The organism is Arthrobacter sp. N1 (genome assembly GCF_048288285.1).
GTDB lineage: Bacteria > Actinomycetota > Actinomycetes > Actinomycetales > Micrococcaceae > Arthrobacter_D.
In genome coordinates this window covers 3312718-3335507 of sequence record NZ_CP102608.1, presented here as the reverse complement: position 1 = coordinate 3335507, position 22790 = coordinate 3312718, and the positions used below count along the sequence as shown (strand labels likewise).

Below are 22790 nucleotides of genomic sequence, written 5' to 3'. Positions count from 1 at the left end.
CCCGGTTCAGGAGAGACCCGTCTCGCGCAGGGTGATGTTGAGCCGGCCCTCGAACCCGATGCCCGCAGGAGCCGTGCCCGGGAGGGTGCGGACCACCCCGTGGTACGCGAAGCGCGAGGGACCGCCGAAGACGAAGAGGTCCCCCGAGGCCAGCTCCACGTCCTGCCATGGCCGGTTGCGGTTCTCGGTGTTGCCGAACCGGAAGACGCACGAGGTCCCCAGGCTGAGCGAGACGACGGGTGCGTCGGTCCGCTCCTCACGGTCCTGGTGCATGCCCATTCTCGCGGCGTCGTCGTAGTAGTTGACGAGTGCGGCGTCGGGCTCGTACCGCGCGGCCTCGTCCGCGCCGTAGGCGGCGGCCACGGCATCACGGCCGAGCGTGCGCAGCACCTCCGGGAAGGGCGCGACGGCGGCACCTCCGACGTCGTCGGCCGTGCGGCTGTACCGGTAGGGCAGCCAGTGCCAGCCGAGGCTGACGCTTCGCACGGACATGACGCCGCCGTTCGGCATGCGTGGGGAGCGCATCGGCACCGGTCCCCCCGCCCATGCACGGCACAGGGTCACGAGCTCGCGCTGCCGGGCGGGATCGAGCCAGTCCGGCACCAGGACCGCCCCGGGAGTGAGCTCGCGGCGCGGCCGGGGGATCAGGGCGTCGGGCAGATGGATCACCCTTCCATTGTCCGCCGACCGGAGGGTCGACGTCCCGTCCGCACATTTCCGCGCACGCACACCGCGGGGACGGGCCAGCCGTCGCATGGACGCCCGACCTGCGGGAAGGCTACGGGATTCGTTGACCTTTTCTTCGGTCTCAGTGCCGGGCTGGGTCGAGGGTGGCAGGGAAGACTCGAGACCGAAGCGCGGAGCCCGGCTGGGCGGCGGCGCACTACCCATGCCAGGGACGTCGGACGACGGACCCGTGGTGCCGGTCTCGAAAGGAACACCCACATGACCATGACGCGCAGTGCACCCCGGAACAACGCGGAGCCCGAGCCGGACGACGCGCAGCCGGCGCCCTATGCGACGAAGGGCAGGCTCGACCGCATCGTCGGCCTCGTGATCGTCGGGCTCGTCACCCTGGCCGCGGCGCTGCTGTGGCTGGCCGTCGCCGCGAACGGACCGGACACCTCCATCTCCGAGTCGCACGACGCCGTGGTGGGCATCTGGAGCGTCCTCTACAACTCGGACGCCCCCGAGATGAACGTCATCCTCTCCGCGATCGCCCTCGCCCTCCTCGCGGGAGCCGGCCTGGCCCTGGTGGAACGGCGCATCGCGACGAAGGCGCGCCGCTCCATGAACCCGGGACACCAGCCCCTCGCGCCCAAGGTCGTCATGTCGGCCAACCGTGGTGCCTTCTCCGGCGAGGTGACGGTGACGGTGCTCATCCCCGCACACAACGAGGAGGCCTCGCTCCCACAGACCATCGCCTCGCTCAAGAGCCAGTCGCACCGTCCGGAGCGCATCATCGTCGTCGCCGACAACTGCACGGACGCGACCGTACGCCTGGCCCGCGAGGCCGGCGTCGAGGTGATCGAATCCGTCGACAACTCGCACAAGAAGGCCGGCGCCCTCAACCAGGCGCTGAAGACGGTCCTGCCGCAGCAGGGGGACAACGACGTCGTCATGATCATGGACGCCGACACGCAGCTCGACGACGGCTTCCTCGCCAACGCCCTGGTGCGCTTCGTCGACGATCGCGCGCTCATGGCGGTCGGCGGGCTCTTCTACGGTGAGGACGGCCACGGGTTGATCGGCCAGTTCCAGCGCAACGAGTACATCCGCTACTCGCGCCAGATGCGCCGTCGCCGCGGGCGCGTGTTCGTGCTGACGGGGACGGCGTCGCTGTTCCGCCCGTTGGCGCTCCGCACCATCGCCGCGAGCCGGGGCAGGACCCTCCCGGGCACGCCCGGGGATGTGTACGACACCGCCGCACTGACCGAGGACAACGAGCTCACCATCGCCATCAAGTCACTCGGTGGCCTCATGATCTCCCCGCAGGACTGCACGGTCGTCACCGAACTGATGCCCTCCTGGCGCACCCTGTGGAACCAGCGGCTGCGCTGGCAGCGGGGGGCGCTCGAGAACATCGGCGCCTACGGGGTGACGGCCCCGACCATGCGCTACTGGGCCCAGCAGCTCGGCATCGGGTACGGCGTGATCGCGCTCACCGCCTACCTGGCCCTCATCCTCATCACCGTCGTGTCCCTCGAGACCTGGATCTGGTTCCCCTTCTGGCTGGGCCTCGGCCTGCTGTTCACCCTCGAACGGATCATCACGGTGTGGAAGGGCGGCTGGAAGGCGCGGCTGCTGGCGGCCACACTCTTCCCCGAGCTGTTCTTCGACATGTTCCTCAACCTCGTCTACGTCAAGGGGGTCGTCGACCTCTCCTTCGGCCGCAAGGCCAGCTGGACGCACCTCACCCACGCCGCCCCGGCGCCCGCACTCGAATCCCAGGAGGCCTAGGCCATGTTCAGTACCTCAGTAGGTCCGATCGTCCCCACCGGCATCCTCCTCCCGGAGACCGTGCTGCACTCCGGCCTCTTCGCCGTCCTCGCCGCGTTCGTGGCGATCAACACGGTCATCTACGCCTCGCTGGCGCTGGCGAACGTGCTGCCGAAGATCTACCCCTCGGACTGGGTGACGAACCGCAACCGCCGCACCGAGACCAGGAGCATCTACCCCGAGACCCGGGACTGATCCGCCGCACCCTGTGAGCAGTCGTCCGGTCAGTCGTCCGGTCAGTCGTCCGGTCGGTCGGCCGGTCAGTCGTGCGGTCGGTCGTCCGGGCGCTTCTCGCCGGCTTCGACCGGCGCGGCGAGGACGTTGCCCTCGACCGGCGCCGGGCACATGCCGAAGGGGGTGAAAGCGCTCGGATAGTTGATGGTCCGGTTGAAGTCGAGCACCACCGTCCCGTCCGGGCGCGGCCGGCGCGTGACCACCTTGCGCCACGGTGCCGTGGTGACGCCGTTGGTCCGGTCGTGGAAGGTGATGGCGAGGGACCCTGCCTCCTCCTGGGAGGCGCGGAGCCGGAACTCGCCGTCCTCGCCGGGGAGCCGGAACACCACCTCGCCGACGGAGCGGTGCGTTCCGGGGACGTCCGGATGGGCCGTCGGGATCGTCTCCTCCCGGGGCGCAGCGAACGCTTCGAAGCGCCCCTCGACCACGAGGTCCGGCCGGTAACCGAAGACGGGGACGCCCGTGAAGTGCGCCAGGGCGGGTGCCTCGACGTCCCGGGTCCGGACGGCGTAGCGCCCGGCACGGCGTGCGAGCTCCACGACCACGCGGCGCCCGTCCGGGCCGCCGAAGGCCACCCAGCTGAGGGACTCCTCGTCGTCGAGCGCCGCCGTGATGGTGCCGGTGACGAGCCGGCCGTTCGTCAGGTCCGTCAGGCCGTCCGCCCCCTCGGCGGTGACGGCGGCGTGGGTCGTGGCACCCGACCAGTCGCCGGGTACGCCCTCGAGGACGCCGGGTGAGTCCGCCAGCCACTGGAAGGACGTGAGCGTCAGCCAGCCGTGCGGCTCGGCGAGGGCGGCGTCCCGGGCCGTCCGGAAGTCCGACCAGCGTTGCTCTGCCGTCCGGGTCGTGGTGCTCATCCTGGCCTCCTGGTGCGTCTGATCCTGCACCGCCTAGAACCTGCGGCGCGCGGCCGGCATTCCCGCCGACGCTGCCGGCCGGCGGCCTCCACTGCGCGGCGAGGACCCGGCGCCGCACCCGGACCCGTCACCTCGCGGAGAAGCCGCCCGGGCCGGGCTGGAGGTCCGCCTCCTACGGGTCAGGTGCTGTAGCCGGCCGATGCGCCGATTCCGGCGAGGACGACGACGAAGAACACGATGACACCGACGATGGCCAGCACGTTGAGGATGGTCACGATCCAGCCGAGGATCTTGCCGGCGGTCGCGGGGACTCCCAGGCGCTCGGCCTTGGACGCCTGCCAGATGGCGAGCGGCCCGAGGACGAAGCCGGCCATGAAGAAACCCACGATCCCGAGGATGAGGGACAGCTGGGCGGCGCTCGCACCCTCCGCCGCCTGGGGGGACGGCTGGTAGTAGCCGGGCTGGTAGCCGCCGGCGGCGAACGACGGCTGGTAGGGCTGCTGGTAGGGCGGGACGGACGGGTAGGGCTCGGCGCCCTGCCGCTGGTCGCCGCGGCCGGCGTCGTCGTACGGATTCTCGTGGTGTCCTGCCCGGGGGTGCTCACCGGGATAGGGATCGTGGGACATGGCGCTTCTCCTGATCGAACGGCGGGACGCGGAACGGCGGGCCCTGGGTAGACCATCATCGCGTGCGGAGCGCCGCTCCGCACGCGCAGCCGGGAACCGGGTCAGGCGTCGACCGCCCCCCGCGCACGGAGGCGGGAGTGGCGGTACCCGTAGGCGAAGTACACACCGAAGCCGAGGACCAGCCACGCGGCGAAGAACAGCCAGGTGACGGTGGCGAGGTTGAACATGAGGTACAGGCACAGGGCGGCCGAGGCGATCGGGATGACCGAACCGAAGGGGACCCGGAAGGCGGGGGTCAGATCGGGACGCTTCCGGCGCAGCACGATGATGCCGAGGCTCACCGTGATGAAGGCGGACAGGGTGCCGATGTTGATCATCTCGGCCAGCACCTCCACCTGCGTGAAACCGGCGAGGAGGGCGACGACGATGCCGCACAGGATCTGCGTCCGGGCGGGGGTCGCGTGCTTGTCCGACGTCCGGCTGAGGCCCCGGGGCAGCAGCCCGTCGCGACTGAGGGCGAAGATGACGCGGGCCAGGCCCATGAGCAGCACCATGATCACGGTGGTCAGGCCGATGAGGCTGCCGAGGGAGATGACACCCGCGGCCCAGTCCGCTCCCACGAGCTGGAAGGCGGTGGCGAGCGAGGGCGCTCCGGAGGCGCCGAGCTCCGTGTAGGGCACCATGCCCGTGACCACGAGGGTGACGAGGATGTAGAGGACGCTGACGACGGCGAGACCGGCGAAGATACCGCGGGGGAGCGTGCGGCTCGGGTTCTTGACCTCCTCCGCGGAGGTGGCGACGACATCGAACCCGATGAAGGCGAAGAAGACCAGGGCCGCGCCGGAGATGATGCCGGTGAAGCCGAAGGCCGCCGGCGAGGCGCCGCTGAGGAAGGAGAGGAAGGGCTGATCCGCCCAGCCCGTGCCGCCCTCGGCGGCGGGCTCGGACGCGGGAACGAAGGGCGTGTAGTTCTCGGGGCTCACGTAGAAGAAACCGACCACGATCACGAACAGGACGATACCGATCTTGATGACGGTGAAGACGCTGTTGACGCGGGCGGAGAGCTTGGTCCCGTAGATCAGCACGGCGGTGAAGATCGCGACGATCAGCAGCGGTCCCCAGGTGAGATTCAGGCCCAGCAGGCTGATGTCGGAGGGGATGTCCAGGTCCAGCACGCTGAAGAGGTCCGAGAGGTAGACGCCCCAGAACTTCGCGATGACGGCAGCTGCCATGAGCAGTTCGAGGATGAGGTTCCAGCCGATGATCCAGGCCAGCAGCTCGCCCATGGTCGCGTACGTGAAGACGTAGGCGCTTCCCGCGACCGGCAGCGCCGTCGCGAACTCGGCGTAGCACATGATCGCCAGCGCACAGGTGATCGCTGCGAGGACGAAGGAGATGGTGACGGCGGGGCCGGCGTTGAACGCTGCGGCCTGTGCCCCGACCGAGAAGATCCCGGCGCCCACGGCGACGGCCACGCCCATGATCATCAGATCCCAGGTGGTCAGCGAGCGTTTCAGGCCGTGGCCCTTCTCATCGGAGTCCTTGATCGACTGCTCGATCGACTTCGTCCGGAACAGGTCCATGGGTGCTGGTCCTTCGCAGGGTAGGGCGTGGAGGAGGAACCGGCCGCAGGGCGGAGGTCCCCGTCGAGGATAGGAGGATCGGCCCGTCCGCCGCACATCGTGACATGCGGCGGACGGGGACGACGGCGGGCCGGACCCTAGGAGTCGCGCCGGAGGAGGGCGTGGCGGGGGCTGTCCGGATTCATCAGCGAGTTGCGGCGGCCATAGAAGAAGTACACGGCCAGGCCGATCACCAGCCAGACACCGAAGCGCACCCACGTCTCCCAGTGCAGCTGGAGCATGAGGAAGAGCGACGCCAGGACACCGAACGCCGGGACGATCGGCATGAGGGGCAGCTTGAAGGTGCGGGGCACCTCGGGCCGCGTGCGGCGCAGGACGATCACGGCGACGCACACGACCACGAAGGCGGCGAGGATGCCGATGTTGGTGAGGTCCGCGACGGCCCGGATGGGGAAGACGCCGGCGAGCAGCGCCGAGGCGATGCCGGCGATCCAGGTCACGCGCTGCGGGGTCCCGTTGCGGTCCGTCGTCGAGAACCAGGCCGGCAGCAAGCCGTCACGGCTCATGGAGAACCAGACGCGGGTGACGCCGAGCAGGAAGGTCAGCATGACGGTGAGGATCGAGAGCACGGCGAAGGCGGAGATGATCGTCGCGACGACGGGCAGGCCCACGGACTGGAAGGCGGAGGCGAACCCGGCCGTGGGGCTGATGTCCTCGTAGTTCTGCATGCCGGTGAGCACCAGGGTCGCGAGGACGTACAGCACCATCGCGATCAGCAGTGACAGGAGGATGGCCTTGGGCATGTGCTTCTTGCCGTCGGTCGCCTCCTCGGCAGCCGTGCTCATGGCGTCGTAGCCGAAGACGGCGAAGAAGACGGTGGCTGCGCCGGTGAACACGGCGCCGAAGCCCGAGGGCAGGAACGGGGAGTAGTTCTCGGCGTCCACGTAGAAGAACCCGAGTCCCACGATCCCGAGGATGAGGAGGATCTTCAGGCCCACGGCGACGAGCTCGAACCGGCCGAACGTCTTGGTGCCGCGACTGAGGATGAACGTGATGAGCAGGCAGACCGCGATCGCGGGGAGGTTGATCAGACCGCCCTCGATGGTGTCGGGCGTGCCCTGCATCCAGGTGGGGACGGTGATGCCGATGCCGGACATGAACTCCGTGAAGTAGCCGGAGATGCCGATCGCGACGACCGCCACGATCGCGATGTACTCGAGGAGGAGGTCCCAGCCGATGAACCAGCCGATGATCTCACCGAGGGCCACGTAGCCGTACGTGTAGGCGGAGCCCGCCCGGGGGATCATCCCGGCGAACTCGGCGTAGGACAGCGCGGCGGCGGCGCTCGCCAGGCCGGCGACCAGGAAGGAGATGAGGACGGCCGGCCCGACGGCGGTGCCGTCCTCGCCCCCGTTGGCGACGAGTCCGGCGAGGGTGAAGATCCCGACGCCGATGATGCCGCCGACGCCGATCGCCGTCAGCTGCCACAGCCCCAGGCTCTTGAAGAGGCCGGTACGGCCGGTCTCGTCCTCGACGTTGTCGATGGGTTTCCGCCGCAGTACCGACTGCGATCCCCGTGCGCCTGCATGCTCCGACATCATCGTCCGTTCGTAGGTGGGTGGTGCTTCGTGCACCCAGCAAGTATGGGGCGGTCGGTGCGTCGGGGGAAGTCAGGAGAATCGACGATGATCCGTCGGTTCTCCTTACCTGTTGATCGCGGCGCGGCGCAGGCCGTCGAGCAGGATCTCCAGGTAGCGGTCGAAGCCCGTCGGCAGGCTGCCGTTCGATCCGCTGTCGGACGCCTCGCGCTCCTCCGGGGCGTCCATCGGCCCTGGCGCACCGGTCCGCGTCGGCGCGTCGGCCTGCTCGCGCGTCAGGGAACCGAGCATGCGGATCAGGACCAGGAGATCCGCTCCGGTCAGGTCGGGGCGGGCCGCGCCGTCGTTCCGCATCCGACGCGCGAGCTCGTCCGCGGTGGGGGAGAGCCGCTCGCGCAGCAGTGCGACTCCGGCGGAGACGAATCCGTGGTCGTCGAGCAGGTCGCGCAGGCTCCGGTCGTCGATCTGCATGCGGGCCACCGAACCCACGAAGGCCGGCACCGCCGCCCAGGGGCCCTCGAGGGCGAGGGCTTCCGTCGCGGCGCGGTCGACGTCCGCCCTGCGCTCCTCGAGGAGCGCCTCGATCAGCGTGCGGCGGTCCGGGAAGCGCCGGTACACGGTGCCGACACCGACGCCGGCTTCCCGGGCGATGTCCTCGAAGCTGCACTCTGTGCCGTGCTCGGCGAACATGCGTCGGGCGGCGCGGAGGACCACCTCGCGGTTCCGGCGGGCATCGCGCCGGAGTGGCCGTACGACGGCGTCCGCCCCGGACGCCGTCGCCCGGCCCGCAGGGGGACCTGACCGTGCACCGGTCTCAGGCGGCGTCACGGAGTGCCGCACGGTGCAGCCGGAAGGTCAGGAAGAGCCGGTGGGCGGTGATCACGACCGCGAGCCAGGCGATCCCGAGCGTCCACGCGACGAGCACGTCCGTCAGCCAGTGGTGGCCGAGGAACACGCGGCTGAGGCCCATGGTGACCGCGAAGAGGACGGCGAGCGTGACGGTCAGGGCCCGGGTGCGCTTGCGGTGCTGCCGGAGCACGAGGAGGTAGGCGACGATCCCGGCGATCACGAGCGCGTTGAGCGAGTGCCCGCTGGGGAACGAGGGCGAGGACTCGTAGGGCGGGACGGCGAGATCCATGGGCGGGCGGAGGCGCCCGATGGCGTCCTTGCCCGCGACGGTCATCAGCAGCGAGCCGAAGGCGGCGGCCGGGATCAGGATCACGGGAGTCCATGAGCGGCGGCTGACAGCGAGCAGCACCATCACGGCGAGGGCGAGGATCGGCATGCCGACGGGGCCACCGATGTCGGTGTATCCCGTGATGAAGGCGTCGAGCCGGTCCTGGCGGAGCGAGACGGCGAGGTCCAGGGCGGGCCCGTCGAGTGCCGCGACGCCGTCCGACTCGACGACCGACTCGTACACCTCCGCCGACGCCGCCGTCAGCAGCGCCGCGATCCCGCCGCCGACGGCGATGAGCAGGAGCAGCGCCGCGTGCGGGCCCAGCCTGGATGCGAGGGGACGGATGCACCGCACGAGGAGACGGCCGACGGGGGTGGACCATCGGGTGAGGTCGCGGGGGCCGACGTACTGGTCCTGATGGGCTGGCATCCCCTGACTCTATGCGCCCTGCCCTGCAGGGGCACCGGGCTGCGGGAACTGCGGCCGCGGTGTGTGCATCCGGCGCCCGTCCTGCTAGGGCACCCTCCACCGGCCGTCGGCGCGGCACCGGAACGTCTCGGCCCGGGTCTAGGCTGGCGGCATGAGCGATCCAGGTCCCATCCGCGATATCGTCCGTGGCGTTCCCGTGTTCCCCGACGAGATGCCGCCCTTCGACCCGGCCTCGGCGCCCGCCTCGCCGCTCGACCTCTTCCTGGACTGGCTGCGCACGGCGGTGGCGGACGATGTCGCAGCGCCCCACGCGGTCCATCTCGCCACCGTCGACGCCGACGGCGCGCCGGACGCCCGCGTGGTGATCCTCAAGGACCTGACGGAGGACGGATTCCAGGTCGCCTCGAGTAGGGACAGCCCCAAGGGCCGCCAGCTCACGGCCACCCCGAAGGCTGCCCTCACGTTCTTCTGGCCCGCGGCAGGCCGCCAGGTGCGGATCCGGGGCGGAGTGTCCACGGGCACCACGGAGGAGAACGACGCGGACTTCCAGCGCCGCCATCCGGTGGCCCGTGCGCTGGTGCTGGCCGGCAGCCAGAGCTCGCCCCTGCAGGACAGGGCAGGGCTGGACGCCGCCGTCGAGAGCCAGGTGGAGCGCATCGAGGCGACCGAAGGACTCGCGTCCACCACCTGGACGGTGTTCACGGTGGCACCTGACGCCGTCGAGTTCTGGCAGGCCGACCAGGAGCGCCGCCATACCCGCCTGCTCTACACCCGTTTCGGGGAGGGCTGGCGGCGCGAGTTGCTCTGGCCGTAGCGCCTAGTGTGCGGCTGACGGTCCTGTGGTGGAGGTCCGCGTCGTCGCAGGGGCACTGCCCGCACGCAGCCGGTGGACGAACTCGAGCTTGGCGATGACCGCCGGCGGCAGCACGAACGGGTAGAGATCGTTCGCGCCCATGCTGCGGTTCACCTGGTTGAGGGCCACCGACAGCGGGATCCAGGTCTCGCGCACCACCTCGCCGAAATCGGCCGTCGTGTCCGGTCCGGGTCCGCCCGCCACGCCGTACTGCAGGGCTGTATCGACGGTGTCACAGATGTGCAGGTAGTGGGCGAAGGTCTCGGCGAAGTCCTCGTACGGGTGCATGGTCGCGTACTGCGAGATGTGGTTCTTCTCCCAGCCCTCCGGCGGGCCCTGGTCGTAGTGCCGCTTCAACGCATCCTGGTAGCTGTCGCGGTCGTCGCCGAAGATGTCGCGCGCACGCTCGGTCATCTCGGGGTCCGAGAATACGAGGGTCCCCTCGACGTAGTGACCGGTCTCGTGCCGGAAGTGCCCGAGCATGGTGCGGTACGGCTCGTCCAGCTTCGCGCGCATCTTCTCCCGGTGGGAATCGACCGTCTCTGCGAGGTCGATGGTGATGAGACCGTTCTGGTGGCCGATCACCACCTTCTCCTCGACACTGGAGAGGAGGTCGAAGGCCAGTCCCCGCTCCGGGTTGCTGATCCTGTCCTCGATCGGCAGGCCGAGGGTGTCGAGTTCGTAGATGAGGTGCCGCTTTGACCGCTCCGCGTCCAGGAACTGCGCCAGCCCGGTGGTGTCGTGGTCGTCCGGGCGGGTGCGCGTGAGGGTGCAGCTGAAGCACTCGTCCCCTTCCTCGCGCACCAGCCAGGTGCAGCCGGACAGCGTCAGGTTGACGCACCGCACGAGGGACTGGCCCGCGCGATCGACATATCGGCCGTCGTCGTCGAGGGCGGTGATGCTCCGTTCGCCGCGGTGGAAGCCGAGCTGCGTGCCGCAGGCGAGGCAGCGGGAGTTCTCGAAGAACAGGGGGGAGGCGCACACGGCGCAGGTGAAGCGTTGCATGGGGTCCTGGGGGGAGGGGGGCGGAAGAACGGTCAGCCGAAGAAGACGAGCCGGATCAGGGCGGCAGTGCCGATGACGAGGATGGTGGCTCGCAGGGCGAGCGGGGAGAGCCGCCGTCCCACCCTCGCTCCGAGGAGGCCGCCGAGCGTGGCGCCGACGGCGATGATGAGGACGACGGCCCAGTCGATCGAATCCCAGGCGAACAGCATGAAGGTGATGGCGGCGACCGCGTTGACCGCCGTCGTGAGCACGTTCTTGATCGCGTTGATGCGCTGCAGGCTCTCGATGGTCACCATGCTCATCAGGCCGACGATCAGGATGCCCTGCGCCGCTCCGAAGTAGCCGCCGTAGACGCCCAGGACGGCGATGCCGGCGAGCAGGAGCAGCGAACGACGCCGGGAGGGGCGGGTGTCCGGCGCGGCCTCGCCGGCCTTCGCCGCCGCGGCCCGCTGCACGCGTGGTGCCAGGGCGACCATGGCGAGTCCGGCGATGATGAGGATCGGGACGATCGCCTGGAAGGCCTCGGGCGGAAGGACCAGCAACAGGAGGGCGCCGCCCAGTCCGCCCAGCACGGACAGCGGGAGCAACCGCAGGAGCAACCCCCTGTTGGCGCTGATCTCGCGTCGGTACCCCCAGGACCCCGACAGGCCTCCCCCCACGAGCCCGATGTTGTTCGAGATGTTCGCGACGATCGGCGGGTAGCCGAAGAGCAGGAGGGTGGGGAAGGTCACCAGGGTGCCCGAACCGACCACGACGTTGATCATGCCCGCCCAGAAACCGGCGACAAGGATCACGGCGATCTCGAGCACGCGCCCACCATCCTCCCGGCATCGGTCCGTGGGTTCCGGTCGGGCCCGGCGTCGGCCGCGGTGCGCCGGTCAGGGCGCTCGGGCTGCCGGGCAGGGAAGCACCTCGACAAGGATATGCCGAGGTGGCGGGCCGCCGTGACGCCCGTGTGCCTCGGGCATCCTCGCGGTCGGGGCTCCCGAGGATGCAGGTGGACTGGTTCCCGTCCGAGAGGGTCGCCGTGCTCCGTGCCGTCCACCGTGGCCGGTGACGCCGATCAGTGGCCGAACTCGTCCGAATCGACGATCTCCGCCTCCTGGCTCTCCAGGAGGTAGAGGCTCGCCACTTCCTCGCCCGAGAGCTCGATGTCGAAGACGTCGAGGTTCTGCGCGAGGCGCTCGGGATGCGAGGACTTCGGGATGGCGACGAGGCCCTGCTGCACGTGCCAGCGCAGCACCACCTGGGCGGGAGTCATTCCATGGGCCTCCGCGATGGCCCGGACCGCCGGCTCGTCGAGCAGTCCGCTGCCCTGCCCGAGCGGGCTCCAGGACTCCGTCACGATGCCGTGCTCGTCGTGGAAGGCGCGGTCCACGATCCGCGGACGCTGCGGGTCGAGCTGGATCTGGTTGACGTCGGGCACGATCCCGGCATCGATGACGTCCTGCAGGTGTGACGGCTTGTAGTTGGAGGTGCCGATCGCCCGGACCAGGCCCTCGTCCATGAGTGCGGCGATGCCCTGGACGGCCTCGACGTGGCGGCCCTGCCCAGGGTTCGGCCAGTGCACGAGCAGGAGGTCCACGTAATCGACGCCGAGCAGGTCCGCGCTCGTCTCGAAGGCCCGACGGACGCCGTCGACGCTGTGGTGCTCGCGGTTGAATTTCGTCGTGATGAACAGCTCCTCGCGGGGGACCCCCGAGCGGCGGACACCCTCACCCACGCCCTTCTCGTTGCGATAGTTCTCGGCGGTGTCGATCAGCCGGTATCCCGCGCTGATCGCCCGCTCGACGGTCGTGGCCGCCTCGTCGTCCTTCAGGGGCCACGTGCCGAGGCCGAGGAGGGGCAGGCGTGCGCCGCTGCGCAGCTGGACGGTTGGAGCGAGTGCCATGGGATCTCCTGATCGGGGGTGGGGGGCAGGTCAACCCTGTCCCGGGGGCGAGCACGCCGTCAACCGTGCCGCGGCAGTATCTCCATGATGGAGATATCATGGGTGGATCGATGGCGCGCAGCGCCGGAAAGGGGCCCCATGCCCTCGCGCATCCCCGCCGTCTGCACCGCCGTCGCCCTGATCCTGACCCCGGCGTGGCTCATCGCCACGAATCCTGCCGTCCCGCGGTCGCATCCGCTCCTGCCGTCACTCCTGGCCGTCGCCCTGCTCTCGGGACTCCTCGTCGCGGTGCTGCTGCTCCGGTCCCGGCGGCGGGACGTGCGGGTCGGTCGGCGCAGGGCGGTTCTCCAGGGCCTCGCGGCCCTCCTGGTGATCGGCGTGATGGCGGCCCTGGCGTGGCTCGCACCGTTCCCGTTCCGCGATGATGCCGGACGGCTCGGGGAAGGGGTGGCGCTGGTGGACGTGGGCCTCGTGGAGGACGCGACGTCGATCACCCTCGTGCCGACCGGGGACGCACCGGAGGTTGTGACGCGTGGTCTGGTGTTCTACCCGGGGGCACGGGTCGAGGCCCTCGCCTACGTCCCGCTGCTCGCGGAGGTGGCGAGGGAGGGTACGCTCGTCGTCGTGCTCAAGGAACCACTCGGCATCTCGCTGGTCGATTCCGCACAGGCGGGTCCGGTGATGGAGGCGCACCCCGAGGTGGTGACCTGGGCCGTGGGTGGACACTCGCTCGGAGGCGTCTCGGCCTCGATCTTCGCAGCCGGCGACGCGGACGTCAGTGGCCTGCTGCTGTGGGCCTCCTACCCCCTCGACGATCTCTCGGGGAGCGGCCTCGAGGTGCTGTCCGTGAGCGGGTCCGAGGACGGCCTGACCACGCGTGCCGACATCACCGCGTCACGGGAACTGCTGCCCGCCGGCGCCCGCTTCACGGAGGTTCCCGGGGGTGTCCACGCCTTCTTCGGCGACTACGGGCAGCAACCCGGCGACGGCGCCGCGACGGCCGGGAGGGACACCGTGCAGTCGGACATCATCGAGGCGACGAAAGCGTTCATGGGTTCGTTGTGAGGGTCTGCCGTGACCGGACGCACCCCACCCCTTGCGCTGCGCCCCGGGATCCTCGACCGGGACCGGGACCGGGGATCAGGCGATCATCCTCCGCGTGGCGACACCCGACCCGAGGGCCGGCGACACCCGGCGGGTACTGCACGTCTCGCTGTAGGTCGCGCGCGGGGACCGGACGGCGAGGCCTGCCGCGGTCAGGTCGTCGAGCAGTTCGTTGACGGCCTGCGCAAGACAGTCCCGCTCCTCGCGGGGCAGCGGGGCGAGGCCGTGGAGGTAGGCGTCGATCTCGAGGCGGTCGAAGGAGCCACCGGAGTTCACGTAGTGCCGGTGGACCTCGTCGAGCGTCAGCAGTGACGTCGTCATGGCCGAGTGGGCGGTCTCGAACTGCACGGCGGGCTCCTTCGGCCATGACTGCACGGGTGCGGCGGGACCCGCCTGCTCCGGTCACCGTAGCGCCCCGCGCTTCAAGCCCTCCCGTGTGAGACCTCAAGATTGGTTCAAGGGCGACCGGCCGGCCCCGGCGGCGCGGTCGAAAGTAGTAAGGGTACTTAATTTCACATCGGGAAAGAATCGGCCTATAGTCTCAGCAGGGCCTAGCAGCGGGCCATCGAACCACCATCGTGGAGCTGACCATGGAAACTTCCCCGTTCGTCGAATACCGTCCGCAGTCGATGCAGCCAACCGAGCAGGATCAGTTCGGGTGGGGTGCGGCACCGGCGATCACGACCGTCCCGTCCGCCCGGGCCGATGACGCGGACTTCCCGGACGACCTGACCGTCGTGTCGACCCGCCAGCTGCGGGTTCTCTGCAACCAGACGTACCGCCTCCTGGACCGGGACTTCCCTCCGATGGACGCCCTGCACCAGTACGAGGTGCTGGTCGAGGAGATCGAGCGGCGAGAGGTCCAGGCCGAGTCACGCGCAGAGCCCGCGCGCACCCGCAGCGGGTTCCGCGACAACTCCCTGTTCTCCCGCTTCGAGCTCTTCAGCGACGGCACCATGGTGGGTCACGTGAAGTACGAGATGAAGGGGTCGCACGCGGTGCTCATCCAGGCCGTCGTCGATCCGCGTTTCGACGCCGTGGACGTGGAGCCCGCACTCATCCGGCAGGTGTTCCTGAGCGCTCACCGGCGACGCATCGCCGTCGTGCCCTATTGCCCCCGCGTGCGCGAGTTCCTCGTGGAGTTCCCCCAGTACAGGCTGCTCCTTCCGGCCGATCAGCGCCGGCGGCTCGAAGCGTCGCTGCGCTCCCGCGGCGAGGACTAGGGCAGGCAGGACGACGCGGGGACCACGTACAGGTTGCGTTTCCGGAGGAGGCTGCGCAGGTGCGGCGGGAGCAGTCAGCGCTCCGCCACCGGCCCGACGGCGCCGAAGGGCGCCGAGACGGGGCGATCCTCTCGACCATGGTCGTCGAGCCGTCCTCCGACGGGAGCTCGTGCACGTGCCCGAAGGCTCGCGATGGCGGGCCCGCTGCGGGATCGTGGCTCAGACGCGGACGAGCATCTTTCCCGTGTTGGCGCCGCTCATCATGGCGAGGAACGCCTCGGCGGCGTTCTCGATGCCGTCCACCACCGTCTCGTCGAAGACCACACTGCCGTCCGCCAGCCAGCCCGTCATCTTCTCCGCGAACTCCGGCTGCAGGTCCTGGTGCCGGCCGACGATGAAGCCCTCGAGCTTCAGTGAGCGCGTCACGAGGTTGGCCATGTTGTCCGGCCCCGGCGAGCGCTCGGTGCTGTTGTACTGGGAGATGGCGCCGCACAGGGCCGCGCGGCCGCCGGTCGTGAGGCGATCGAGTGCCGCCTCGAGGTGGTCCCCGCCGACGTTGTCGAAGTAGACGTCGATGCCGTCGGGCGTGAGCGCGAGCAGCTGCTCCCGCACCGGGGCGTCCTTGTAGTTGAAGGCGTCGTCGTAGCCGTACCTGTCCGTGAGCAGCGCGACCTTCTCCGCCGACCCCGCCGAGCCGATGACGCGGGAGGCGCCGAGCTTGCGGGCCACCTGCCCGGCGATGGATCCGACGGCGCCTGCGGCACCCGAGATGAACACGACGTCGCCTTCCCTCAGCCCTGCGACGCGCTTGAGTCCGGCGTAGGCCGTGAGTCCCGTCATGCCGGCCGCACCCAGGAACACGGAGAGGGGCAGGCCGGTCTCGGGCAGCGGCGAGAACTGCGTGGCCGGAGCCTGGGCGACATCCCGCCAGCCGAGCCCGTGAAGCACGCCGGTCCCGACCGGAAGGGTGTCGGACCTCGACTCGACGACACGTCCCACGGCTCCGCCGCTCATCGTCTCGCCGAGGCCGAACGGCGGGACGTAGGACTTCGCATCGTTCATGCGGCCACGCATATAGGGGTCGACGGAGACGAAGTCGTTCCGGACGCGCACCTCCCCGGGAGCCAGGTCGGGAAGTTCGACCGATGCGGTCGAGAAGTTCTCCGGGCCGGGAGTGCCGACGGGGCGGGAGGCGAGCTGGATCTGGGTGCTGACGGTCATGACTGGTCCTTCGGATCGGCGATGTCTCTACCTGCTTGAACAGTTATCCGGAGGATTTATTCCACTTAGAGGGCGCGAGCCAGCCGGGCCCGGAGCTCTCCTGCCGCCGGTTTCGCCTCCAGTGCCGATCCTGCCGTGCGGCCCCACAGCCACAGGAGCATCCCCTCGGCGTCGGCCCTGACCGCCTCCTGCCCGTCGGCCGCGGCATCCCGATCCACCACGGCCCGCGCGGGGGCGAGGTGCACGTCCCAGGAGTGCCCGCCTGCCTCGAGCCGCACCGTCGAGCCGGACGCCGTCGGGTCGGGACGGCCACGCCCCAGCATCACGGTGAGTACCTCGTCGATCCCGTCCATCGCCAGGTCCACGTCCATGGGCGTGGTGTCGGCTCCTGCGGCCTCCTCGAGGTCGAAGCGGTGGATGGCCGTCTCGTGCGTCAGGCGCCGGATCCAGAACCCTACGGTCTGGTCCTCCGCTACCCATGTCTCGGCTCGATCGCCGGCCTCGTGTCCGTCGAACTGTTCGACGAGCCGGTCGTAGCAGTGGGCGAGCAGGGCTGCCGGAGGGAGGCTGCCCACGCTCACCGGAGGCCAGCCGTGACTCGGCCGTTCACCCGTCCGGATGGTCTCGGCCTTGTGCAGGAAGACGATCGCGGTATGCCTCGCGAGGTCCTCCCCGGTCCAGCCCGGACATGCCGGGACCGGCCGATCCAGGGTGGTGTGGACGAGGTCGGCGAGCATGCGGTACTCGCGGTCCAGCAGCTCCCGATACCGGCCGAAGGACAGGGCATGGGGAGAAGGGGGCGTCATCAACCGAGTCTAGGCTCGCCGCCGGAGCAGGGCTATGTTACCGACGAGTAATATGACCGGCATGCACCTGATCCTCCGCACGCTTCTGCTGCTGGTGATGTCCCGCCGGCGATCGCCCCTCGGGATCTGGCAGCCCGGCACCATCGGGCTCCGGGTCCTTCCCACGGACATCGACATCGCGATGCACATGAACAACGGCATGTACTTTTCCGTGTTCGATCTGGGGAGGTTCGACCTCATGGTGCGCAGCGGGGTCTGGCGCCGGATGCGCCGGCGCGGCTGGACTCCTGTCGCGGCGGGCGAGACCATCAGTTTCCGCAAGTCGCTGCAGCTGGGCCAGCGGTACACGATCGAGACGAGGATCATCGGCCTGGACGAGCGCGCCATCTACTTCGAGCAGCGCGCGGTGGCCGACGGCGAGATCTACGCGCGGGCCGTCATCGCCACGCGCCTCGTCTCGCCGGCCGGACCGGTGCCGAACGAGGAGATCATCGCGGCGTTCGGTGCGCCGCCGGTGGAGCTCGTGCTGCCCGAGTGGATCCATGCCTGGCGCCTCAGCAATGCCCTGCCGAGCACCCGGAAGCCCGCACCGCACGCGTGGTGACAGGACGGCGTCGTGCCCCGGCCAGCCCTACGATCCGGTGCGGGCCCCGGTGCGCCCGCGCACGAGCTTCTGGACCGCGTACAGGGCAAGGCCCACCGCGAGGAGGACGGCGGTGCGGAGCCAGATCTCCCCGGTCTGCTGCGTGAGGAGCAGGACGCAGGACGCGATGGCCAGGTACGGGAAGATCGCCGGGATGCGGAAGTGCTGGTGCTCCACCCGGTCCTTCCGGAGCACGATCACGGCGATGTTCGTGCTGAGGAAGACGAAGAGCAGCAGGAGGACGACGGTCGAGGCGAGGGACTCGAGTCCGCCGGTGAGGCTCAGGGCCATGGCGACGAGGGTCGTGGCCACGATGGCGACCCAGGGTGTGCGGCGACGGGGGAGGACCCGGCTGAAGACGGAGGGGAAGAGGCCCTGCTCCGCCATCCCGTACGTGAGGCGGCTGGACATGATCATGGTCAGCAGCGCGCCGTTCGCGACGGCGATCAGGGCCACGAGGCTGAACAGCCAGGTCGGGATGCCCGCGCCGGTCGCGGCGACGACGTCGAGCAGGGGTGAACTCGATCCGGCGAGCTCCTCCGGGGCGAGTGCTGCCGAGGAGGCGAGTCCGATCAGGAGATAGACGACACCGGCCGTGAGCAGGGCGCCGAAGATGGCCTTCGGATAGACGCGGCTGACGTCCCGCACTTCCTCGGCGACGTTCGCGGACACCTCGAACCCCACGAAGGAGTAGTAGGCGATCAGCGACGCCGCGAGGACGGCGGACGCCGCGCTGACTCCGGGCGGGAAGTCGTTGACCCGCGAGAGGTCGCCGTTGCCTCCGGCGAGGAAGATGCCGACCACGACGATGACCAGGACGAGCCCGGAGACCTCGATCACGGTCATCACGACGTTGCTGCGGACCGATTCCTTGATGCCGCGCATGTTCAGCAGTGCCAGCAGGACGAGGAACACGAGGGCCGCGGGAACGGCGGGCACGTCGATGAAGGTGGTGAGGTACCCACCGGCGAAGGCCTGCGCCAGGCCCGCCGCGCTGGTCACGCCGGCCGCCAGCATGCAGAACCCCACCAGGAACGAGATGAACGGCTTCCTGAAGGCACGCTCGGCGAAGACCGCGGCCCCGCCCGCCTTCGGATACTTCGTCACCAGTTCCGCATAGGAGCCGGCGGTCAGCAGGGCGAGCGCGAGCGCCACCATGAGGGGCATCCAGATGGCACCGCCCACTTCCGCGGAGATCACCCCCACCAGCGCGTACACCCCGGCGCCGAGGACGTCGCCGAGGATGAACAGGTACAGCAGGGGGCCCGAGATACCGCGCTTGAGCCGGGTGTCGGTGGTCTGTTCCGTGATGGCCATGAGCGCCAGTGTAGGGGAAGTGCTAAGGGTGCTGGGTATCTTTCGGTGGAGGGCGCCGCTCGGCGCGCCAGACCTACCGCCGGTCGTCGCGCATTCGCCAGTTCGGTGTGACGCACAGCATAATTGCCTTCATCAACGATGGCCGGGGGGCGGCCACTCATTCTGACAGAGAGGTTATCGATGAGTTGGCTCGACCGCGACCACACCATCGCGCCACCGGGATTCAACCGATGGCTCATTCCACCGGCGGCTCTCGCCGTCCACCTGTGCATCGGCCAGGCCTATGCGACGAGCGTCTATAAGACCGCTCTGGTCAACCACTTCGACGCGACTCTGACGCAGATCGGCATCATCTTCTCGATCGCGATCGTGATGCTCGGCCTGTCCGCCGCCGTCCTCGGTACCTGGGTGGACCGCAACGGCCCCCGCAAGGCCATGTTCACCTCGGCGCTGTTCTGGACCTCCGGCTTCCTCGTCGGAGCGCTCGGCATCTTCACGAACCAGTTGTGGCTCGTCTACCTCGGCTACGGCGTGATCGGGGGCATCGGCCTCGGCATCGGGTACATCTCACCGGTCTCCACCCTGATCAAGTGGTTCCCCGACCGGCCGGGACTCGCCACCGGCATGGCCATCATGGGCTTCGGCGGCGGCGCGCTCATCGCGAGCCCGCTCTCCACGCAGCTGCTGCGCATGTACGACCCGAACTCCGGTGCCGAGGGCTGGGTCGCCAGCGGTGACGCCGTCGGCAAGCTCTTCCTGACCCTCGCCGTCGTCTACCTCGTCTACATGATGTTCGGAGCCTTCACCATCAAGGTGCCGGCGGACGGCTGGAAGCCCGACGGCTTCGACCCCTCCCAGCTCAAGTCCAAGCCACTCGTCACCACGGACAACGTCTCCGCGGCCAACGCCATCAAGACGCGCCAGTTCTGGCTCGTCTGGATCGTGCTGTTCTGCAACGTGACGGCCGGTATCGGCATCCTCGAGCAGGCGTCGCCGATGATCCAGGACTTCTTCCGCGCGGCGGACGGCACGACGGCGGTCACCGTCGCCGTCGCCGGCGGATTCGTGGGCCTGCTCTCGATCGGCAACATGGGTGGCCGCTTCGTGTGGTCGTCGACCTCCGACATCATCGGCCGCAAGCGCATCTACATGGTGTACCTCGGCGTGGGCGCCGTCCTCTACCTGGTGCTGGCGCTCGCGGGCAGCTCGACCACGCTCCTCTTCGTGGCCCTCGCCTTCGTCATCATCTCCTTCTACGGCGGCGGGTTCGCCACGGTCCCGGCCTACCTCCGCGACCTGTTCGGCACCTATCAGGTCGGCGCCATCCACGGCCGCCTGCTGACGGCATGGTCCGCCGCGGGCATCGCCGGACCGCTGATCGTCAACGCGTTCCTCGATGCCCAGGGCACGCCGGGCGAGCTCACCGCCGGCGCTTACCAGCCGGCGCTGCTCACCATGGTGGGGCTGCTGATCATCGGCTTTATCGCCAACCTGCTTATCAAGCCCGTCGACCCCCGCTTCCACGAGCCGGTCAAGGGTTCACAGCGCGAATCTGTAAGGGAGGCCTGACATGACCGGAGCACGCATCGCCGTCGTCTGGGCGCTCGTCGGACTGCCGCTCGCCTACGGGATCTTCCAGACCCTGACGCGCGTCGCCGCCCTCTTCGGCGGCTGACGCCGACCACCCGGACGCCCGCCCTGAACGCCGACGGCAGTGCCGTCGGCGTTCATCGGCGGGCGTTCCGGCGTGGGCACGACGACGGTGGCCCCCGCACTGCACCGCCCTGCTCGCCGAGCAGGGCGCCCGGAAGGAACCATGCGAAGCACCAGCAGCGCCCAGTCCGATGCCCTCGACCGCGGGGAGCTCCCGCAGCTCGACCGGGTGCGCGACGACGTCTGGGCCCTCGCCCAGCCCATGCCCGGCGGGCACCTCGCGTACTCCTTCACCTACCTGCTGACCGCGGGCGACGGCGGTATCCACGTCGTCGATCCCGGGTGGGACTCCGACGGGAACTGGGAGCGCCTGCTCGCCGCGCTCGCCGTCGTCGCGCCCGGTTCGACCGGCGCCGGAGCGGTCTCGGGCATCACGGGTACCCACCTCCACCCGGACCACGTGGGTATGGCGGCGCGGCTGCGGCGAGCGTCCGGCGCCCCGCTGGGGATGCACGCGGACGAGCGGGCGGCCCTGGAGCAGCACAGCACGCGGCTGCTGGACCTCGACGCCGCCCTCGGACGGCTCGGGGGATGGGGGGTGCCCGAGGAGCGGCGGACCGAGCTGGCGCAGTACGTGGACCGGTCTCCGGAGGGCCTCGTCCTCGCCGTCGACCACGAGCTGCACGGCGGCGACCGGCTGCCCGTCGCGGGATTCGGCCTCGTCGTGATGCCCACCCCCGGTCACACGGCCGGGCACGTCTGCCTGCGTGACGACGCCCGCCGGCTGGTGTTCACGGGCGACCACGTGCTGCCGACGGTGTTCCCCGGGCTGGGGCTCGGCGGGCCGACGGCGACGAACCCGCTGGCCGACTACGTCGAGTCCGTCGGGGCGCTGGCGCCGTGGAGCGACTACGAGGCGCTGCCGGGCCACGGTTTCCGCTTCACCGGGCTCGGGGAGCGGGCGGCGGCGTGCGCCGGGCACCAGCTGGCCCGGGCTCGGCAGGTCGCCGCGATCCTCGGTGAGGAGGGGCCGGAGCCCACGGTGTGGGAGCTCGCGTCGCGCCTCGCCTGGACCGCCGGCTGGGACGGGCTGCACGGCTTCCAGCTCCTCTCGGCCCTCAACCAGACGGAGATGCACCGCGGTTTCGTCCGTGGCGGCGGCCTGATCGGTACGTGAGACGTCGGACACAGTCGGACTTATCCGGCGAAACCCGTCCTGCTTGCTCCGGGCATCTATACGATGCGTCCATGGAGACAGCGATGGGGCACGACGACGTGGAGTTCGAACGTGCCATCGAGGTGCTCGAGGAGCAGACCAGCGTGCTGTGGAGGCGGGAGCGCACCACCTCCCATGCCCTGGCGAAGAACGTGCACCCGGCGATGGAGCCCGCAGCCTACGGAATCCTGACGCTCCTGCAGCGCGAGGGGTCCCTGCGTGCCACGGACATAGCCCAGAGCATCGGCGTCGGGAAGCCCTCGGTGAGCCGCCAGCTCGGGGCCCTCGAAGGGCTGGGCCTCGTGACCCGCCGCCTCGACCCGCTGGACGCCCGCTCGCAGCGGGTCCTCCTGACGCCACTCGGCGAGCAGCAGCTCGCGGCCGCCCAGAGCGGACGCCGCACGGCGTTCACCGCCCTCATGCGGAGCTGGGATCCGGAGGACGTGGAGGTCCTGGGCTCGCTCATCGCCCGCCTCAACCTGACCTACACGAAGGACACCTGGTAAGGGTCAGCCCTCGGTCCACCCCTCACCCTCGCGGAAGGAGCCGGTCCGCGGGCCGCTCCCGGCCTCCGCCCGGGCGTCCGCGAGGGAATCCGCCGAGATGCGGCTCCGCGCCGGCAGCGCGTCGAGGTGGATGACACGCTCTCCGGTGCCGCCGTCGGGGGTCGGAGCATCCACGGGCACCTCCGCGCCGTCGTGTTCGGCAGGGACGAGGTATTCGAGGAAGTACGCCATGCTCCACGGTCGCACCCGGAGCCGCGGGCTGCTCGACCGGGGTGGCGTGCACGAGCAGCTTGCCCTGGGTCACCCCGGCCTGTTATCCGGCAGAGGCCCCGCGCCGGGCGTCCCTCCC

General features: G+C 69.9%; 25 protein-coding genes. 10 read left to right on the top strand and 15 right to left on the bottom strand.

Going from position 1 to position 22790, the window contains the following annotated elements:
• Positions 1-6: 6 nt before the first annotated feature.
• Complete coding sequence (locus NVV32_RS15525; RefSeq protein WP_422392060.1) at positions 7-666, bottom strand: alpha-ketoglutarate-dependent dioxygenase AlkB family protein; 660 nt, start codon at positions 664-666, stop codon at positions 7-9.
• Between the two features lie 279 nt (positions 667-945).
• On the opposite strand from NVV32_RS15525, the gene NVV32_RS15520 reads away from it, so the two are divergent.
• Positions 946-2460: a glycosyltransferase gene (locus tag NVV32_RS15520; protein WP_235498638.1), complete on the top strand. Its 1515-nt coding sequence runs from the start codon at positions 946-948 to the stop codon at positions 2458-2460.
• Positions 2461-2463: 3 nt separating this feature from the next.
• On the top strand, positions 2464-2694 hold the full coding sequence (locus tag NVV32_RS15515; RefSeq protein ID WP_152813129.1) for a hypothetical protein: 231 nt from the start codon (positions 2464-2466) through the stop codon (positions 2692-2694).
• Positions 2695-2759: 65 nt separating this feature from the next.
• Here the strand turns inward: NVV32_RS15515 and NVV32_RS15510 are convergent, their stop codons facing one another.
• From NVV32_RS15510 to NVV32_RS15485, 6 genes are all read right to left on the bottom strand, one after another.
• Positions 2760-3590: a DUF1684 domain-containing protein gene (locus tag NVV32_RS15510; RefSeq protein ID WP_422390755.1), complete on the bottom strand. Its 831-nt coding sequence runs from the start codon at positions 3588-3590 to the stop codon at positions 2760-2762.
• 179 nt (positions 3591-3769) lie between these two features.
• Positions 3770-4216, bottom strand: coding sequence for a hypothetical protein (locus NVV32_RS15505; RefSeq protein ID WP_422390754.1), 447 nt, complete (start codon positions 4214-4216; stop codon positions 3770-3772).
• 101 nt (positions 4217-4317) lie between these two features.
• The gene (locus tag NVV32_RS15500; RefSeq protein ID WP_055766863.1) at positions 4318-5799 is read right to left on the bottom strand and encodes an APC family permease; all 1482 of its coding nucleotides are present in this window, start codon (positions 5797-5799) and stop codon (positions 4318-4320) included.
• A gap of 137 nt (positions 5800-5936) precedes the next feature.
• On the bottom strand, positions 5937-7397 hold the full coding sequence (locus tag NVV32_RS15495; RefSeq protein ID WP_055769065.1) for an amino acid permease: 1461 nt from the start codon (positions 7395-7397) through the stop codon (positions 5937-5939).
• A 105-nt stretch (positions 7398-7502) separates the two neighbouring features.
• Positions 7503-8225 carry a TetR/AcrR family transcriptional regulator gene (locus tag NVV32_RS15490; protein WP_422390753.1) on the bottom strand — a complete coding sequence of 241 codons (723 nt, stop codon included), beginning with the start codon at positions 8223-8225 and terminating at the stop codon, positions 7503-7505.
• A complete protein-coding gene (locus tag NVV32_RS15485; protein ID WP_055766870.1) occupies positions 8212-9003 on the bottom strand; it encodes a phosphatase PAP2 family protein in 792 nt (263 codons plus the stop codon). The genes NVV32_RS15490 and NVV32_RS15485 overlap by 14 nt, the downstream gene beginning before the upstream one ends.
• A gap of 151 nt (positions 9004-9154) precedes the next feature.
• On the opposite strand from NVV32_RS15485, the gene NVV32_RS15480 reads away from it, so the two are divergent.
• Positions 9155-9817: a pyridoxine/pyridoxamine 5'-phosphate oxidase gene (locus NVV32_RS15480; protein ID WP_055766873.1), complete on the top strand. Its 663-nt coding sequence runs from the start codon at positions 9155-9157 to the stop codon at positions 9815-9817.
• Positions 9818-9820: 3 nt separating this feature from the next.
• Here the strand turns inward: NVV32_RS15480 and NVV32_RS15475 are convergent, their stop codons facing one another.
• From NVV32_RS15475 to NVV32_RS15465, 3 genes are all read right to left on the bottom strand, one after another.
• Entirely contained in the window at positions 9821-10861 is a 1041-nt protein-coding gene (locus NVV32_RS15475) for a zinc-binding metallopeptidase family protein (protein WP_055766876.1), read from the bottom strand.
• A gap of 32 nt (positions 10862-10893) precedes the next feature.
• Entirely contained in the window at positions 10894-11670 is a 777-nt protein-coding gene (locus tag NVV32_RS15470) for a sulfite exporter TauE/SafE family protein (protein ID WP_235498639.1), read from the bottom strand.
• 254 nt (positions 11671-11924) lie between these two features.
• Entirely contained in the window at positions 11925-12752 is an 828-nt protein-coding gene (locus NVV32_RS15465; protein ID WP_422390752.1) for an aldo/keto reductase, read from the bottom strand.
• Positions 12753-12890: 138 nt separating this feature from the next.
• Here NVV32_RS15465 and NVV32_RS15460 point away from each other — a divergent pair, with 138 nt between their 5' ends.
• Positions 12891-13817 carry an alpha/beta hydrolase gene (locus NVV32_RS15460; protein ID WP_422390751.1) on the top strand — a complete coding sequence of 309 codons (927 nt, stop codon included), beginning with the start codon at positions 12891-12893 and terminating at the stop codon, positions 13815-13817.
• A 75-nt stretch (positions 13818-13892) separates the two neighbouring features.
• Here NVV32_RS15460 and NVV32_RS15455 read toward each other — a convergent pair whose 3' ends face one another.
• The gene (locus NVV32_RS15455; protein WP_422390750.1) at positions 13893-14204 is read right to left on the bottom strand and encodes a hypothetical protein; all 312 of its coding nucleotides are present in this window, start codon (positions 14202-14204) and stop codon (positions 13893-13895) included.
• A gap of 242 nt (positions 14205-14446) precedes the next feature.
• Here NVV32_RS15455 and NVV32_RS15450 point away from each other — a divergent pair, with 242 nt between their 5' ends.
• Complete coding sequence (locus NVV32_RS15450) at positions 14447-15079, top strand: GNAT family N-acetyltransferase (RefSeq protein ID WP_422390749.1); 633 nt, start codon at positions 14447-14449, stop codon at positions 15077-15079.
• Between the two features lie 219 nt (positions 15080-15298).
• Here the strand turns inward: NVV32_RS15450 and NVV32_RS15445 are convergent, their stop codons facing one another.
• Positions 15299-16300, bottom strand: a complete 1002-nt coding sequence (locus NVV32_RS15445; protein ID WP_422390748.1) for an NADP-dependent oxidoreductase — start codon at positions 16298-16300, stop codon at positions 15299-15301.
• Between the two features lie 65 nt (positions 16301-16365).
• The gene (locus NVV32_RS15440; protein WP_422390747.1) at positions 16366-17106 is read right to left on the bottom strand and encodes a maleylpyruvate isomerase family mycothiol-dependent enzyme; all 741 of its coding nucleotides are present in this window, start codon (positions 17104-17106) and stop codon (positions 16366-16368) included.
• Positions 17107-17167: 61 nt separating this feature from the next.
• Between NVV32_RS15440 and NVV32_RS15435 the strand changes: the two genes are divergently transcribed.
• On the top strand, positions 17168-17710 hold the full coding sequence (locus NVV32_RS15435) for an acyl-CoA thioesterase (RefSeq protein ID WP_055769072.1): 543 nt from the start codon (positions 17168-17170) through the stop codon (positions 17708-17710).
• A 27-nt stretch (positions 17711-17737) separates the two neighbouring features.
• Here the strand turns inward: NVV32_RS15435 and NVV32_RS15430 are convergent, their stop codons facing one another.
• Positions 17738-19066 (bottom strand): APC family permease, encoded by a 1329-nt coding sequence (locus NVV32_RS15430; RefSeq protein ID WP_055766893.1) that lies wholly within the window; start codon positions 19064-19066, stop codon positions 17738-17740.
• 180 nt (positions 19067-19246) lie between these two features.
• On the opposite strand from NVV32_RS15430, the gene NVV32_RS15425 reads away from it, so the two are divergent.
• The 4 genes from NVV32_RS15425 to NVV32_RS15410 all read left to right on the top strand — a co-directional run bounded on the left by NVV32_RS15425 (position 19247) and on the right by NVV32_RS15410 (position 22441).
• The gene (locus tag NVV32_RS15425) at positions 19247-20635 is read left to right on the top strand and encodes an OFA family MFS transporter (protein WP_055766896.1); all 1389 of its coding nucleotides are present in this window, start codon (positions 19247-19249) and stop codon (positions 20633-20635) included.
• A 1-nt stretch (position 20636) separates the two neighbouring features.
• A complete protein-coding gene (locus NVV32_RS15420) occupies positions 20637-20741 on the top strand; it encodes an MFS transporter small subunit (protein WP_414826595.1) in 105 nt (34 codons plus the stop codon).
• 141 nt (positions 20742-20882) lie between these two features.
• Positions 20883-21896, top strand: a complete 1014-nt coding sequence (locus NVV32_RS15415; RefSeq protein ID WP_422390746.1) for an MBL fold metallo-hydrolase — start codon at positions 20883-20885, stop codon at positions 21894-21896.
• A gap of 71 nt (positions 21897-21967) precedes the next feature.
• A complete protein-coding gene (locus NVV32_RS15410) occupies positions 21968-22441 on the top strand; it encodes a MarR family winged helix-turn-helix transcriptional regulator (protein WP_055766901.1) in 474 nt (157 codons plus the stop codon).
• Positions 22442-22444: 3 nt separating this feature from the next.
• Here the strand turns inward: NVV32_RS15410 and NVV32_RS15405 are convergent, their stop codons facing one another.
• Complete coding sequence (locus NVV32_RS15405) at positions 22445-22672, bottom strand: hypothetical protein (protein ID WP_422390745.1); 228 nt, start codon at positions 22670-22672, stop codon at positions 22445-22447.
• Between the last annotated feature and the right edge of the window lie 118 nt (positions 22673-22790).